This is a genomic window from Afipia birgiae 34632 (assembly GCF_000308295.2).
In the GTDB taxonomy this organism is placed as follows: Bacteria; Pseudomonadota; Alphaproteobacteria; order Rhizobiales; family Xanthobacteraceae; genus Afipia; species Afipia birgiae.
On the sequence record NZ_HG326653.1, the window covers coordinates 493,229 to 508,660 of the forward strand.

General features: G+C 59.8%; 13 protein-coding genes and 1 pseudogene. 12 read left to right on the forward strand and 2 right to left on the reverse strand.

Translation table 11 applies throughout. The features are described 5' to 3' along the window. Positions 1–14: 14 nt before the first annotated feature. The 5 genes from rsmI (at position 15) to BN32_RS16300 (ending at position 4,561) form a co-directional block, all read left to right on the forward strand. The gene (gene rsmI, locus BN32_RS16280; protein WP_019199286.1) at positions 15–950 is read left to right on the forward strand and encodes a 16S rRNA (cytidine(1402)-2'-O)-methyltransferase; all 936 of its coding nucleotides are present in this window, start codon (positions 15–17) and stop codon (positions 948–950) included. After that, positions 940–1,356, forward strand: a complete 417-nt coding sequence (locus tag BN32_RS16285) for a YraN family protein (RefSeq protein ID WP_019199285.1) — start codon at positions 940–942, stop codon at positions 1,354–1,356. The genes rsmI and BN32_RS16285 overlap by 11 nt, the downstream gene beginning before the upstream one ends. A gap of 179 nt (positions 1,357–1,535) precedes the next feature. Further along, the gene (gshB, locus tag BN32_RS16290; RefSeq protein ID WP_019199284.1) at positions 1,536–2,477 is read left to right on the forward strand and encodes a glutathione synthase; all 942 of its coding nucleotides are present in this window, start codon (positions 1,536–1,538) and stop codon (positions 2,475–2,477) included. Positions 2,478–2,582: 105 nt separating this feature from the next. Next, entirely contained in the window at positions 2,583–3,425 is an 843-nt protein-coding gene (locus BN32_RS16295; RefSeq protein WP_019199283.1) for a hypothetical protein, read from the forward strand. A 143-nt stretch (positions 3,426–3,568) separates the two neighbouring features. Continuing rightward, positions 3,569–4,561, forward strand: a complete 993-nt coding sequence (locus BN32_RS16300; RefSeq protein WP_040426815.1) for an MBL fold metallo-hydrolase — start codon at positions 3,569–3,571, stop codon at positions 4,559–4,561. 71 nt (positions 4,562–4,632) lie between these two features. Here the strand turns inward: BN32_RS16300 and BN32_RS16305 are convergent, their stop codons facing one another. Next, positions 4,633–5,253, reverse strand: a complete 621-nt coding sequence (locus BN32_RS16305; protein ID WP_019199281.1) for a hypothetical protein — start codon at positions 5,251–5,253, stop codon at positions 4,633–4,635. A 277-nt stretch (positions 5,254–5,530) separates the two neighbouring features. On the opposite strand from BN32_RS16305, the pseudogene BN32_RS16310 reads away from it, so the two are divergent. From BN32_RS16310 to BN32_RS16340, 7 genes and pseudogenes are all read left to right on the forward strand, one after another. Next, positions 5,531–6,172: pseudogene (locus BN32_RS16310) on the forward strand (magnesium chelatase domain-containing protein); the annotation flags it as partial. A gap of 47 nt (positions 6,173–6,219) precedes the next feature. Then, complete coding sequence (locus tag BN32_RS16315; RefSeq protein ID WP_019199279.1) at positions 6,220–7,905, forward strand: recombinase family protein; 1,686 nt, start codon at positions 6,220–6,222, stop codon at positions 7,903–7,905. A gap of 1,002 nt (positions 7,906–8,907) precedes the next feature. Beyond that, on the forward strand, positions 8,908–9,885 hold the full coding sequence (locus tag BN32_RS16320; protein WP_019199278.1) for a hypothetical protein: 978 nt from the start codon (positions 8,908–8,910) through the stop codon (positions 9,883–9,885). Positions 9,886–10,081: 196 nt separating this feature from the next. Then, positions 10,082–10,306 carry a hypothetical protein gene (locus BN32_RS16325; RefSeq protein WP_019199277.1) on the forward strand — a complete coding sequence of 75 codons (225 nt, stop codon included), beginning with the start codon at positions 10,082–10,084 and terminating at the stop codon, positions 10,304–10,306. Beyond that, on the forward strand, positions 10,303–10,560 hold the full coding sequence (locus tag BN32_RS16330; protein ID WP_019199276.1) for a hypothetical protein: 258 nt from the start codon (positions 10,303–10,305) through the stop codon (positions 10,558–10,560). The genes BN32_RS16325 and BN32_RS16330 overlap by 4 nt, the downstream gene beginning before the upstream one ends. Before the next feature lie 275 nt (positions 10,561–10,835). Then, positions 10,836–11,201, forward strand: coding sequence for a plasmid mobilization protein (locus tag BN32_RS27375; RefSeq protein ID WP_019199275.1), 366 nt, complete (start codon positions 10,836–10,838; stop codon positions 11,199–11,201). Beyond that, a complete protein-coding gene (locus BN32_RS16340) occupies positions 11,198–13,489 on the forward strand; it encodes a relaxase/mobilization nuclease domain-containing protein (protein ID WP_019199274.1) in 2,292 nt (763 codons plus the stop codon). The genes BN32_RS27375 and BN32_RS16340 overlap by 4 nt, the downstream gene beginning before the upstream one ends. Positions 13,490–14,758: 1,269 nt before the next feature. Here the strand turns inward: BN32_RS16340 and BN32_RS16350 are convergent. Beyond that, on the reverse strand, positions 14,759–15,022 hold the full coding sequence (locus tag BN32_RS16350) for a hypothetical protein (protein WP_019199272.1): 264 nt from the start codon (positions 15,020–15,022) through the stop codon (positions 14,759–14,761). Between the last annotated feature and the right edge of the window lie 410 nt (positions 15,023–15,432).

Below are 15,432 nucleotides of genomic sequence, written 5' to 3' on the forward strand. Positions count from 1 at the left end.
CTAGATTGCGCGCCATGCGCACCAAGAATGTTCCCGCCTCATCGCCCGATCCCGACAGCCCCGCCCGCACCTTTGCGGTCGCAGGACACCTCATCAGCGCGCCCAAGGCCGCGCCCGGACTCTATCTGGTTGCGACTCCGATCGGCAACCTCGGCGACATCACCTTGCGCGCGCTGGAGACGCTCGCAGGTGTCGATATCGTCGCCTGCGAAGACACCCGCATCACGCGGCGGCTGATCGAGCGATTCTCCATCACCGCGACGCTCAAACAGTATCACGAGCACAACGCCGAGCAGGCGCGGCCGAAGATTCTGGAAGCGCTCGCACGCGGATCTTCCATCGCGCTGGTATCGGACGCCGGTACGCCGCTGATTTCCGATCCCGGATTCAAGCTGGTCCGCGAGGTCAGCGCCGCAGGCTTTCCAGTGATCGCACTACCCGGACCGTCCTCGGTCCTCGCGGCGCTGTCAGTCGCAGCATTGCCCACCGACCGGTTCTTTTTCGAAGGCTTCCTGCCGTCGAAGCAGAATGCACGCCGCACCCGCATCGCGGAGCTTGCACGCATCGACGCCACACTGGTGATGTTCGAAAGCGGGGCGCGGGTGCAGGACTGCCTGCACGATCTGGCCAGCGTCATGGGCGAACGCGACGCCGCGATCTGCCGGGAAATGACCAAGCTGCACGAGGAGGTTCGCCGCGCGCCTGTTTCAGAACTGGCGGCAATCGCCGATACGCTGGAGACGCGCGGCGAGTTCGTGCTGGTGATCGCGCCGCCCGCCGCCGATGCCGGGCTGATGAGCGAAAATGCGCTTGATGATCTGCTGCGGACAGCGCTGGCGCGCGGCAGCGTCAAGGATGCCGTCGCCCACGCCGTCGAGGTCTCCGGACGACCACGCCGCGAAATCTATGCCCGCGCGCTTGAGTTGTCGAAGGACGGCGATGACGGATAACGATCCGCCGCCAAAGCACTCGAAGGTGCGCGCAAAAATTCCCTCGCCCGCGCGCGTCGCCGCGTTCCGGACCGGCCTGTCCGCCGAGAGCCGCGCCTGTGTTTACCTGATCGCCAAGGGCTATCGCATCCTGGCGCGGCGCTTCCGCACACCCTACGGCGAGATCGACGTCGTTGCGCGGCGCAGGAATCTGCTGGCGTTCGTCGAGGTCAAGGCGCGCGCGACGCTGGACGACGCCGCCTATTCGGTGACCCCTCAGCAGCAGCAGCGCATCGTCGCCGCCGCCCAGGCCTGGCTGATGACGCACCCTGAACATGCAAATTTCGAGATGCGGTTCGATGTTGTCCTGATTGCACCGAAACACCTGCCCAAGCACCTGATGGCGGCGTTCGACGCCGGCGCGTGAATGCTGGTGATCCGATTCTGACATTCGTGTCCCGTCGAATCCGACGTTTGCTCAGGGCCGCCCCGCAAAATGGGCGAACGTCGGATTCGGGACACTAGGGTTGCGTGCAAAACCTCTGGCAACGAGGACTGAAATCGCACAGATTGCCGGCCGCAACGAACAACAGCCGGGTTTGAATCATGAAGCTGAAAGTCGCCGTCCAGATGGACCCCATCGCGCGAATCAACATTCGCGGCGACTCGACGTTTGCCCTGTTGCTGGAGGCACAGAGGCGCGGCCATGCGCTGTCCTACTACACGCCAGAGAAGCTCTCCCTGAAAGGCGAGCAATTGGTCGCAACCGTGCATCCGCTGACGGTGCGCGATCAGGACGGCGATCATTTCACATTAGGCGATGCCACGCGCGTCGATCTCGAATCCTTCGATGTCATCCTGTTGCGGCAGGATCCTCCGTTCGATCTCGCCTACGTCACGACCACGCATTTCCTCGAGCGAATTCACCCGAAAACGCTCGTCGTCAACAACCCGGCCAGCGTACGCAACGCGCCGGAAAAGATTTTCGTGATGGAGTTCGCGGATCTGATGCCGCCGACGCTGATCTCGCGCGACAAGGACGAGATCAACGCCTTCCGCGCCGAGCATGGCGACGTGGTGATGAAGCCGCTGTATGGGCACGGCGGCGCTGCGGTGTTTCGCATCACGCCCAACGACATGAATTTCGGCTCGCTCTACGACATGTTCTCGGTGACGTTCCGCGAACCGTGGGTGATCCAGCGCTTCCTTCCCGAGGTCAAGCACGGCGACAAGCGCATCATCCTTGTCGACGGCGAGTTTGCAGGCGCCGTGAACCGCGTGCCGGCAGCGGACGATCTGCGTTCCAACATGGTGCGCGGTGGCGCCGCGCAATCGACGGACCTGTCGCCGCGCGAGCGTGAAATCTGCACGCGGCTCGGCCCGGCGCTGCGCGAACGCGGGCTGCTGTTCGTCGGCATCGACGTGATCGACGGCCACCTGACGGAAATCAACGTCACCTCGCCGACCGGCATCCGGGCCATCGCCCGGCTCGGCGGCCCCGACGTTGCGGCCATAATCTGGGACGCGATCGCCGCCAAGCGCGCGTAACTGGCTATTGTTTAATCAATTGCTGACCACCTTCTGCCAATCTCGCCGCTGAGGGAGTGTGCCGCTGCCGGATACGCGGTATGCGTGCACCGAACGGGCTGACCAATGGCAATTGAAGTTTTCAACGGAACCTCGATCCCGCGCGAGCTGACCACGGCCGCGCTCGAATTCCTGTGGGTAAAATGGAAAACCCTCAACGATACCAATGATTTGACGCTGCAACGGTTGACCGAGGAATGCAGCTACGAGCTGCGCGCCAATTCCATCCATATGATCAGCGCGGGCGATGACTTCGCCTACGTCTACGTCGGCGAGGCCATCCAAGCTGCGGCACGCGAGAAACTTGCAGGCTCCCTGCTCTCCCAGCTGACCAATCCCCTCAGGGATGAATTCAGGGACGTTTACCGGCAAGTCGCCAAGCGCATGACCCCTGCCTTTATCCGCTACACCGGCGGCCGCTCTCAGAGCGGTCAACTCTGGCAGCGGCTGGTGCTGCCGATCAAGGTCACCGACAATGCGGTGATGCTGGTGATCTATTCGGAACTGATCAGCTATCAGCTCGAGGTCTATGAGCATCTGTTCCGCACCGCGCCGGATGCGATGGTCGTCGCATCGCCGATCTCCAACGACGTCGGCCACACCATCGACGGCTGGGTGTTGATGATCAATGATCGCGCCCGCCAATTGCTGAACTTCGACGGCAGCATCGGCAATCTGCGGCTCAGCCAGTTTCCGCAATTCGCCAGCGTCGATCTCTGGGGCCGGCTCTACGCGCCAAAATCCGCCGCCGCGGTAACTCCCGTGACCACCGCAGATTTTGATGTCGAGCTCATGCGTTTTCCGCATGCGTTCGGACTTCGGATTTCGCCCAAGCTTGGCAGGTTCGACGCCGATGGTGCAACCTTGGTTCCGGCCATGGATACGCAGACCGCCGACCAGTCCGTCTGATTTTCAAGACATTCCGATTCAAGACATCGGCAACAGTGGTGCGCGCGGGCGCCGTGCGCGCCTGCTTGCCAGTCCGCCAAAACGAGCCGCATAATCGCGCCGCGGCAACCAACGACGAACAACAAAATTCAACGGAGGAACGCATGACGACTGATGTTTCGCGACGATCTCTCCTTGCCCTTGGCGCAGGACTTGGCATCGGACTTGGCATCGGACTTGGCACAACAATGATGGGCAGCGGCGCCCTGGCGCGCGCCCCGAAGCTCGGCACACAGGCTCCGTATTTTCACCGCTTCAAGCTCGGCAGCGCGGAGGTCACCGTGGTGTCCGATGGTCCGCTGCCGCTCGGCGATCCTTCAGGCACATTCGTCGGCGTGCCGAAGGAAGACGTCCATAAAATGCTGAGCGACAACTTTCTCTCCACCAGCAACGTCATTCTCGAACAGAATGCGCCGATCGTGAACTTCGGCGAGCGCGTTGTTCTGTTCGACACCGGCATGGGGACATCGAAGCTGTTCGGACCAACGACCGGGCGGTTACAGAAGAGCATCACCGAAGCCGGTCTCAAGCCGGAAGACGTCGATGCAATCGTTTGCTCGCATGCGCATATCGATCACATCGGCGGCATCGTCGATGAAAGCGGCAAGCCGCTGTTCCCGAACGCGCAGGTCTATATCAGCCAGGCCGATCTTGAATTCTGGACCGACGAAAAGAAAATGGATGGGCCGCTGAAGGATTTCATCGTCCACGCCCGCAAGAACCTGATGCCGGTGCGCGACCGCATCGTGTTCTTCAAGGATGGCCAGGAATTCCTGCCCGGCGTGACGGCGATCGCGGCACCGGGTCACACCTTCGGCCACCACATCTTCATGATCCAGTCGGAAGGAAAGTCGTTCGCCTTCCTCGGCGACCTCACGCACCACCAGATATTGCTGCTGGAGCGGCCGCGAATGGAATTCGCCTACGATTCCGATCCCAAGATGGCCGCCGCGACACGCGTGAAATTGCTCGACACGATCGCCGCCAACAAGACGGCGGTGATGTCCTATCATTTCCCGTGGCCGGGCTATGGCCATGTGGTGAAGGCTAGCGACGGCTTCCGCTACATCGCCGAGCCGATGATCATGAATCTCTAGCGAACAGCGGCAGCGGGCGACAGGCCCGCTGCCGCGCTCCCGCTAATTTTCCGATCGGGCTGCACTCGATCCTACCGCGACATCACGCGCGTACCGACAGGCCACATGCGCTCGCCATCGACCGGACTTGCGCCAATCTCCCATCCAGCGCCTCCCCAGAGGGCATCGACGGCGCCGAGTACTCCGGCACTGTCCCGCACGTAAAAGATGTTAGGGACGGCATCGATCAGGAGAGTACCGGATTCACCGTTGGCCTGAATCTTCAATAGACACCACAGGTCGATGAGACGGGTCTCGTGCCGATCGTCGAGGTCATCGATGATGTGTCGATCGCGAGACAGCCTAAGCAACGTGTGAAACCGAAGCGCTGTCTCGCCACCCGCGTCTTCGATCTTGACGGCAAAGCGGCGCATGAAAGTGGCACCAAGCCATGCGATCCTGACGTCGGCGGTCGGCGCGATATTTTCCTTGAAGTGCGCTCCTGCCAGAAACTTTCTTACGCCGGCAAATGCCGATGTCGTCGGAGGATCAACCGGCTCTGCAACCGGCACAGGACGCGGACAGTTCACCGTCTCGCCATGGATCAGCCTGCGAGGACCATGGTCATTGTCCGCTTGGGCGATCCGCGGGATCACTGACACCAGCAGCAGCATCAAAGCACGACAAAGAAACGGACGATGCAGGCGCGGCATTTTCTTGTTCCTTGATTTTCTGCGTCAGAAACAAGGTAAATGGAAATCACCACAAGTAAATGAATGCATTAATACTTGGTTAAGGATAAAATCCTAGACAAAATGCAGCGAAATATTTGGTTTGTTTCAAATCAATACTTATTAAATTGGGACTTTTATTAGAAATATACTTGAGCTGGGACGGACCCCAGCTCCGGACTGATCGAATTCAATGTTCCCTAAATGTTCTTGCGCTTGGAGAGGTTCCTGCTAGGGTTGTCGCGGGGGCGAGGGAGCTATGGTTCAGCGCGTTTCCACGGTGGCGTTTGAAGGCATCGAAGCCCGCGCGGTGGACGTGCAGGTCCAGGTCGCGCCGGGGTTGCCGGCTTTTTCTATCGTCGGCCTGCCGGACAAGGCGGTGTCCGAGGCCCGCGAACGGGTCCGCTCCGCCCTGATCGCCTCGGGACTGGCGCTGCCCGCCCGGCGAATCACCGTCAATCTTGCGCCCGCCGATCTTCCCAAGGAAGGCAGCCACTACGATCTCCCCATCGCGCTCGGACTGATGGCGGCTATCGGCGCGATTCCGCCCGACGCGCTGACAGGTTTCACCGTGCTGGGTGAACTGGGTCTCGATGGCTCGATCGCGCCTGTCGCAGGCGTACTGCCAGCGGCGATCGGCGCCAATGCGCGCAACGAGGGATTGATCTGCCCCGCGGCCTGCGGCGCCGAGGCGGCATGGGCCAGCCCGGATATCCAGATCGTCGCAGCGGCGTCCTTGATTCAGATCGCAAATCATTTCAAGGGCACGCAGGTTCTGTCGCGACCCGAACCGAAGATTACCGAACGCCAGATTGCATCGCTCGATCTGCGCGACATCAAAGGCCAGGAAAGCGCCAAGCGTGCGCTCGAGATCGCCGCGGCCGGCGGGCATCACCTCTTGAGGTGATGCTACATTAACTTCTCCCGGTTATCCGGCGAGGAGTTGAGGTGGCAGAAGTGAAAAAAGTTTACAGCTACATACGTTTTTCGACGCCTGAGCAGGCCAAGGGCGACAGCCTGCGGCGGCAGCTTCAGAAGGCCAAGGACTGGTGCGACGAGCGCGGATTGGTCCTTGACGAGACCCTGCGCGATCTCGGCGTTTCCGCTTACACGGGGACCAATCGCACGACCGGCGTTCTTCGTTCTTTCCTTGATCTCGTTGAATCCGGAAAGGTCGCCAAAGGCTCAATCTTGCTTGTCGAATCGCTCGACCGATTGAGCCGTGAAGCGGTCATCGATGCCGCAGCGCGACTTTTCGATTTGATCCGATCAGGCATCACGGTTGTGACCCACGCTGACGGGCAGGAATACAGTTCCGAACGTCTCCGGAATGACTGGTCGCCCCTTATCATCTCGATAACGATCATGGCGCGGGCGCATGAAGAATCGAAGAACAAGGGACGAGTCGTCGGTGCAGCATGGGCAAAGAAGAAACAGGCAGCGCGTGAGGAAGGCCGACCACTGACGCGACGGTGTCCCGCGTGGATTCAAATCGTCAAAGGCAAATATGAAATCGTCCCGGAAAAGGCCCAGATCGTTCAGCGCATTTTCCGAATGGCAATTGAGGGTCATGGCACCCGAACCATTCTCAAGTCCCTCAACTCGGACAGCATCCCGACTTTCATGGCGTCGGGAAAAAAGAAAAGCAACGGATGGCAATCGTCCAGTCTGCGACGTCTTCTGACGTCCCGGACGGCTATCGGAGAATACCAGCCTCATGTCGGCCGCCATTGGAATCGGAAGCCCGATGGCGATCCCATCAAAGATTACTACCCGGCCATCATTGATGAAGCCACGTACTGGCGCGCACAATCCTCCATGGAAAGTCGCCGTGGACGGGGCGGACGAAAAGGCGAGGGCGTCGCGCATCTGCTCCAAGGGCTGGCAAAATGCGGCGACTGTGGAAGCGCCATGCACATCATCAACAAAGGCCCGTTGCCGAGGGGCGGCACCTATTTCGAGTGTTCAGCCGCACGCCGCAAGTTCGAATGCTCCAACAACGAGCGATGGCGCGTCGACAGAATCGAAGCGCGATTGTTGAAGGCTTTGACGTACATCGACCTTGACGCGATCTTGTTCGGGGAAAAGCACAATAAAGAAGCGGATCAAGTTGACGTCTTTCAGGCGCAGCTTGTTGATGCCGAAAATCGCCGATCACGATTGATCGCCCTTGTTGAGAGCGGCGACGATGCCGCCGCCGATCGATTCGCGACCGTTGCCGCTCAAGTCAAGGACATCAAGCAGAAACTCGCAAAAGCTAAGAAGGAAGCCGCGAAATCGGCGGCCGACCCCGGCTTACAAGCCGTCGTCAAGAACGCAATCGATCTGACGAAGCTGATGGCCGTTGTCAGCGATGGCCACCGCTTCACCGTTCGGACGAGGCTCGCTCATGAACTGCGGAAGCTGGTGCGGATCGTGGAATTTCACTCGCAGGAGGGCGCGACCGCCCGTCTTGTCCCGCAATTGAATCTCCCACCCGGACGAGTCCCTTGGGCTATCTATGGCACCCAAGCTAGATCATGGCTCATCTGGCTTAACAGCGATGACGTTCATGGCTTGGAATTCTTCGTTGAACATCCGGAGATGATCGAGCAGGACACGCCCGCACCGAACCTCAAACTTCGCCGTCGTTGAGGCCAAAGGCCGATGCGGCGGCATCGAGGACGCCCCAGCGAAGCGAGCGAGGCGGCGTGAGCCCCCTTGAGGGGGCGGAGCCGTATCCCATTCATCCGGGGTGATACGACGTCTTTCCCGGAAACGCGAAAACGCCCTGAAACGTTGGCTTTCGCAATCATTCCGGAACGCCGCCGATAATTATATGATATCTGTCATATGATTTCGGCGGATTTTTTCGCGCAGCCGTTTTCCCGGAATTCTCATTTCCCTGATTCTGTCGGCGTTTTCGCGTGTTCACGCGCAGACGTCGTGTCTCGCATTTGACCCATGCGGGAATTGCTCACAGCCTTGAATGACAAACCCCGCCGATCAACGCGCTTGCAGGCGCTCCTGGCGGGGTCATCGAGGACAAGGAAAATGGTCGCAATCAACTCCGCATCTGTCAACAGTCCCCGCCGACGCGGCGACATCGCGCGCGATGGACTCGATCGTGACATTTCCATTGATGCAAACAATCGTCGTCACTCGTTCCGTTTCAATCTCTCCGCAGGCTCGAAGAAAATCGACATCTACGGCGACACCGACAGCCGCGCCGAAGGCCGCGGCCTTGGGAAAGGAGGAGCTACGTTTCACCCGAACGAAGCGAAGCGTAGAGTAGCTCCTCCTTTCCCTTCTTCCCTTTCTTCTTCCTTCTCTTCAGAACGGATAACCGATTTCACTTCGACGTCATCGGTGCCGCGTCGTTGGAATCTCCTCGACAAAATTCAAAGGCTTTGCCGTCCGGAAGATAAAACGAAACGAGGCCCTGCGGTTTGCGGATGTGGACGACCCGGCCACCTTGTCGACTCGATCAACGTGCATCTACGCGCCGGGAAGGATGGAAAGGCCCGTGCTGGAGTTTCCGGCGCATACCGGTGCGGCTCACCGTGGCTTTGCCCGACGTGTGCCCCGCGCAAGGCCCTTGAACGTGCGGAGCGGGTTCAAGGGGCTGCGAAAGCAACGTATGAGTGCGGTGGAAACATGGTTCTGGTTGTCCTGACGGCTTCGCATTCGAAGACGACGCCGCTGGCCGAAATCAAAGCCCTCGTTGCCACAGCGAGCCGCAAGGCTCGTTCCGGAAAGGCGTGGAAGACGATCGAGAAGCAGCACAACGTTCTTGGCGTTGTCGTCGGTCAGGAAGTGACATTCAGCCGGGCCAACGGCCCGCACTATCATCAGCACCTTTCCATCCCTGTCGGCGGTGACGAAGCCGCTGCCATGGCGGCGGGGCAAGCTATCGCCGCCCGTTATCGAGCGGAGATCGAAAAGGCGGGCGGCAAGGTTTCTAGCAAGCATGGATGTTTCGTGCGGGTTGCCGTCGATGCTGCCGACGCCAGCGACTACACGGCGAAGGGTTCGGCCGCGTGGGAAGTCGCGGGCGGTCCCGGAAAGACCAACACCAAGGCCAAGACGTCGTTGACGCCTTGGGACGTCGCGGAGCTGGCCTTCAAGGGCGACGAATGGGCGCGAGATCGATGGGCCGAATACGTTGAGGTTATGCCGGGGACACGCTCATGCGTCATCTCGGCCCGTCTTGCAAAGGCACTGGAAATCGATGCCGCCGATGACAAGGAATCTGGCGAACAGGTCGTTCACGAAGCTGATGAACTCATCGGCCAAATCCAATCGCAAGTCTGGCGAAACCTCATCCGCGCATCGCTCGCGTCAACGTTCCTCGCTCGTGTAGAGATCGGTGGAGAAGTCGGATGGGAAGAAACGAAGTCGTGGGCAGTCGAGCAATCTAAACGAGTCGACGACTTCATTGATGATGAAGACGCTATCCCGTTTGAGGCTCCGCTTATCAAATACGGCCCGCCGCCGCCGTTGCCGCCTGCGCCAACCGTTCGGATGCCGGAATGGAAGCCGTCACCGCCGATCACTCGTCCGCCGAAACTACCGATGCCCGCGCCACGATTCCAAAAACCCGCATTCTTGACGACGTGGAAATCCGCAGCATGACCGCGACACGTCGCCGCAGTATTTTCACTTGCGTCATCATCGAGTCCTTGGCGCTCAAGGATCGAATCCTTGCCGCCCTCAAACGAGTCCTTTCCCCTTATTTTGCAGGCGTTTCTGTCATTCCGGGAAGGCCTGGACAATCAGGCTGCAACTCGTTTCTGTCATCGTCATCGCAAGCGAAAAAAGGAGAACACCGATGCGAATTGACGATTTGAATTTTGAATACGCCGATGACGTCGAGGCCTTCATTTCAGATTTCCGCGGAATCGACCTCGTGATTCAGCCGCTTCGAATCGGGTTCGCGGCCGAAGTCATCGACGGCGCCGAAGTTCACGCGCTTGGCACGTTTCCGAGCGAGCGATGGGCAAAGAAGGCGGCTTTGAATGCCGCGCAGGAAATCACCAAGGAGGCCTTGTCATGAGTTACGTCCCGCTTTGTGAGACACTAACGGACCGACACCCGTTCAATCTCGACCGGTATCGGCGCCTGCTCGCGGAATTGGCAGAGGCCGCAGACGCATTCGACAAACTCAGTTGTGCGGGACATCCGTACCTCGAAGATCTCATCGAACAGACCGAAGATGCCAGCCGCGCCGTGCGGCTGCTCTGGAATGGGGTTCACACCGTTGAGGCGATCGAAAGGTCGATGCTTGCGGAGGAGAAATCGGAGGCCTGAGACGTCTTGCGTCCCGACGTCGCGACGTCGGAAAGGTCGCTGCGGCAGCCGAAACCGCCCATTGTTGACAAAATGGCGGGGATTCTCGCGGCCTTCGTGATCGCTTGTCGTATAAATCCACGACGAATTCGCCTCATCACCTCCATCGTCATCCCGGCCTTGTTTCAAGCCGCCGGTCGCCGCAGCCTTGAGGAAGCCAGCAATGGGTGGTGCTACGCACACCCGCTGGCGAAGGGGGCAAGCCCCTGTTGAACCCCCGGCTGGGAGCATTGATCATGGCGACGAAGGAAAGGAAGAACGGTAGCACCACCACAACATTCCGGATGACACCTCCGGAACGTGAGGCGGTTCGCACCGCCGCCGCGTCACATGACATGGGCGTCAGTTCGTTCGCTCGCGTCTCCACGGTTCGCGCAGCACATCTGACACCGACATCACCGCCGCGACGCGACGAGCTTGGGCGAGTGCTCGGCCCCGTCCTTGGCGAACTCGGCCGCATCGGCTCGAACGTCAACCAGATCGCCCGCATTGCCAATTCCACGGGAAACGCATCGGCCATTGCTAGTGCAGGACGGCTGCGGGCGGACCTTGAAAGACTGACCGTCGCCGTCTTGGCGCTCAAAGAAGGATCATCCGGATGATCCTGACGACGAAGCGGCACGGCCGGACCAAGCGCGACGTTCGAAATCTGGTAGCCCACCTGAATAAACAGGCTGGCCAGCAATCGCGCGTTGTCCGGATCGGCAACGTGCCGCTTTCAGATGCTGACGATGTGATGGCCTACATGACATCGATGCGTGACGCCTCCCGCGCCACCGTCGCGATGCATCACGTCTCGATTTCCCCAAGGGTCCATCTCACGGCCGAGCAGATCGACGAAGCCGTTCAACGCATCCTTGCCGCGATGGGTGCCGAAGACCATGCCTATGTGCTGTGGCAGCACTCGGAGAAGGCCCGCACCGACGCGACCATTGCAGACCAGCATTATCACCTTGTCGTCGGCCACATCGGCCCCGATGGTCGCGCCCTCGATGACTCCTGGTCTTACATCCGTATGGAGGCGGCGGCACGAACTCTTGAAGCAGATTTCGGCGAGGAACTAACGCCATCGCGCATGACCAAATCCGTCGCGAAGGAATTGCGTCGCATCGATCGTGAAGACGTCGCGGATACGCTGGTAACGCCACCATCGCCGCCGACGTCTTCCATGTCATCGAAGACACGCGCGAAGGCAGACAGGCAGGGCTTAGACCTTCCATCCGCACAAGCGGACGTCCGCGCGGCATGGGCGGCATCGGACGGTCCATCCGCATTCAGGGCTGCACTCGCTCAATCCGGATACGAGGTTCATCCCGGAAAGCGGTCGACCGTTTTCGTCATCACGAAAAGCGGTATCGACGTCGGCGCCCTGGATCGGATCGTTCGCGAGAAACGCGCCGCCGTTGCGGCCAGAATGGAGGAAAAGGAAAATGTCAGAACAGCCGAGGAAACCGCGCAATCGAGCGGAGGCGATCTTCTTCGAGGCGCGCGACGCCAAAGAATACTCCCGGACGTTGCAACCCTTGTTGCAACTGCTCGACGATCCAAGCGACGGGCCGAGTCCGATCGACGAACTCAAGGGAATTTTGACAGCCGTGATCGAGATATTGGCTCATCAAAACCAAGCCCTCGCGCGCATCGAAACCATGTGCGCGAAAATCTCGACGCCGCCCGACTCCGCGGAGCGAACTTCCGTCAATTAGAAGCGATGGCAAAAGCCGTTGCGAACGGACGTCCCGACCGTTCGTTACACCGCCGCGTTGAAGAACGCGCGGCCATCGCATCTTTTCGCTCCCTCGACTTCAGCGACGTCACGCCGATCGTGATGAAGATGGCCGCCGGCAGGATCTTGGATCACAGTGATATGAATCTGTTGGGGGAGGTTCGTCGTATGAAGTCCCTGAAGCCTGCGAAGTCGCTCGATCTTAAAACCCGTTTGCTCGCGCAAATTGCCCCGCGTGGTTTCGACGCTTCAGCCTTTTCCAACGACATCCACATGGTGAAGGTCCCAAGTCTCGGTCGCTCGACCGCACGGGTAATGACTCGGGACGGCGGTTGGCTTGAATTCGACGTCAAGACCCGAAAGCCTATTCGGACATGGGGGCCAACGGGCCGCGCTCAGGTTCTCGCGCAGGCCCTTGCCAACGTTCTTGACGTCGAAGTGCAGCACCTCGCGAAAACGGTGTCTGTCGGCGCCCACGCCGAGGCGCTTCACGTCGTCAAACTCAGCGAAGACAAGGTGAAATCGTTATCTATGTGGTGGTCGGCTCGCGGTTATGTTGCCGTTGCCGCATCCGATGGTTGCTGGGTCGATGCCGGACATTCCCGGATCAAAGACAACGGCGACCACCTGGAAATTCATGGTGGCGTAACTGACGAAGCGATTGCCGCGACTTTGCTGAAGGCGCGCGACGCCTGGAATGGCTCCGTTTGTCTCGACGGACACTGGACACAAGCGGAGCAAGATCGCGTTTGGATTGCCGCTCAACGGCAAGGAATCGAAGTCGTCAAATGCACTCCATCGCCACAGATTCAGGCCGCATGGCGTCGGGAGCAAGAAGCCACGGCCAAAGGAACGAAGACGATTTCGGCGGTGCGGACCGAAATGGTAGATGCGCAAGACCTGATCGCCGCAGCCAAAGGCGACCGTAACGCCATCATCAGATTGCCCGGTTCATTGCAGGCGTTCGCCGCGATCTATCTCGATGATGAGCAGCGCAAGCATCTCGCCGCACAATCGACCGCGGACGTCATCCCTCATCTGAATCGATTCCGCCAGATCGGCACCGCCGAGCTTGAAGCGTGGGAGAAACGGACTGGCCGGAAATTCACGCCGCCCCGTCCAGACGACGAAAAACGCACCGAGGAAAACCGATTGGACATGCGATGACTGTTCAGCCTCATATCTTGCGCCGATACATCATCGAGAAAGCCAGTGGTCGAACGCCACGCGCCGAATGGTCTTACTACGCGGACGACCTTGGAGCGTGGATTCGAACAGACGAAATGACCGCGCGCCGGCACGAGCATCATCACCGAATTCGTGTCGATGGGCTCCCATGGTGCGAAGTTCTCGGGCATCAAACAGACGTCCGCGACGACCTCGCCCTGCAAACCTATTTCCTCACGATCGATCCGGAAGGCGGATGGTCTCGGCTTGCCGCAGCCGTTCGCGAACATCCGAAGCGTTGCCTGCGGGAATGGACGAATTCGGGAAAGCGCATCATCTCCGCCGTCTCCCCGGAAACGGCACCACCTGTTCCGGATACGCCGAGCCCGCTGGACGGGTGGCCTGCATCGCGTGGAGAAGGCCAACGCTCCATGCTCCCGCGTTGATCTGTGGGGGGCTTATTGCCGTGGGCAATCATCCACCCCGGACCAAAAGCCCCCCACAGAATCGCGTTTTAACCTGTACAGTTTTGAGACACTTCCCTCAAAAACCCGAAAACCGGTGCGTGGGCACCGCCATCATTGTTCCGGAAGATGGCTGCGGGCGATGACGTCGGCCGGGGTTTCCCGCCGCTTCCCCCGATTCGATTCTTCACCCGGCACGGTGCGGGCCACGGGTCCCGCACCTGGACGCCTGCGGCGCCCACCGGCTTTCCGAATAGAACCGGGGCCCCACGCGACGGTGACGATGGCAACGGCGGCTCGCCCCCGCCTGCGCTTCGCGCGCGATCGAGCCACGGGGTGGCTCGATTATGGGTCAAGCTTATGCCGCCGTTGCCATCGTCAACCCCGGCCTATCCCGAAGATATTCTGAGGTCGCTATATGGTTCGCCATCGTTGCCGAGGGTGGACTGCGTTTAGCTTTTGCCCCGCACCGCCGCGTCAGGAGGAGGCGGTCCATCCCCGATGCCTGTCGGGCCCGTTGCCTTACCCGTAGCGGGCCAAAGAAGCCAAGCTCTCCAAGTCTTTCCATCGGAGGAGCAGTAAACGAGATACTCGGCATAATGTCCGGTTTCACCGTCTCGCGTCCGCCACCAAAATTCACCGCAACCGCGCGCACTCTGAGCTACCAGCAATTTAACCAACTCGGTCTTCGGCTCATTTTTCCACGGGCCAGGATAGTGTTCGGCAAATGTCTTTTCGTCTCCACAACCGCCCAAACTCAGCGCGACAAAGAAAGCCATCAATCGATACAACCGCGATCCTGACATCAGTCCCCCGTATTTAGGCTGTAACGAACGGTGTATGAGGCCGAATTGCCGCTGTCGGTTTCGAAGACGACTGTCCCGCCTCGACGCTCCATTTCTTCCCTCATCGCCTCACAACACGTCGGCATACTATGACTCTTCGAAGGATATCCCCCCACGACACGATGTAGTTCACCAGCATTTATCTCGGCGTGGGGTCTTTTCTGATGGATTGCGCGCTCGATTTGTGCGGTCAATTCAATCAGGAAGTCTTCTTTCTTAGTCATGCAATTCCTTGCCTTCTCAGCAGGAGCCATGTGTCAAATTACACTGCGAACCCTCCGGGACAAGCTCGCCGTTTCCACGACCGATGCTCCGCTTGCGGGTCTGACGACTGGAATCCCAGTATCCTCGCCATGCTAGATTTGGTGGCTCAGGTTCTTTAGTCGGCCGGGTTTCCCGCCGCTTCCCCATGTCGATGCTTCGTCCCTTTCCGGACGGGCCACGGGTCCCGTCCTTCATGCGCCTATGGCGCATCGGGGCTCCCGCATAGACATGGGGTCCCGCGCGGCGGTGACGTCAGGAACGCGCGCTTGTCCCCTCCGCCGACCTGTCGGTCGCGGTCCCGCCCCTGCGGGGACGGGACGGGGCGCAAGCGTATGCGCGCGTTCCTGACGTCAACCCTGGCCTGTCGCCT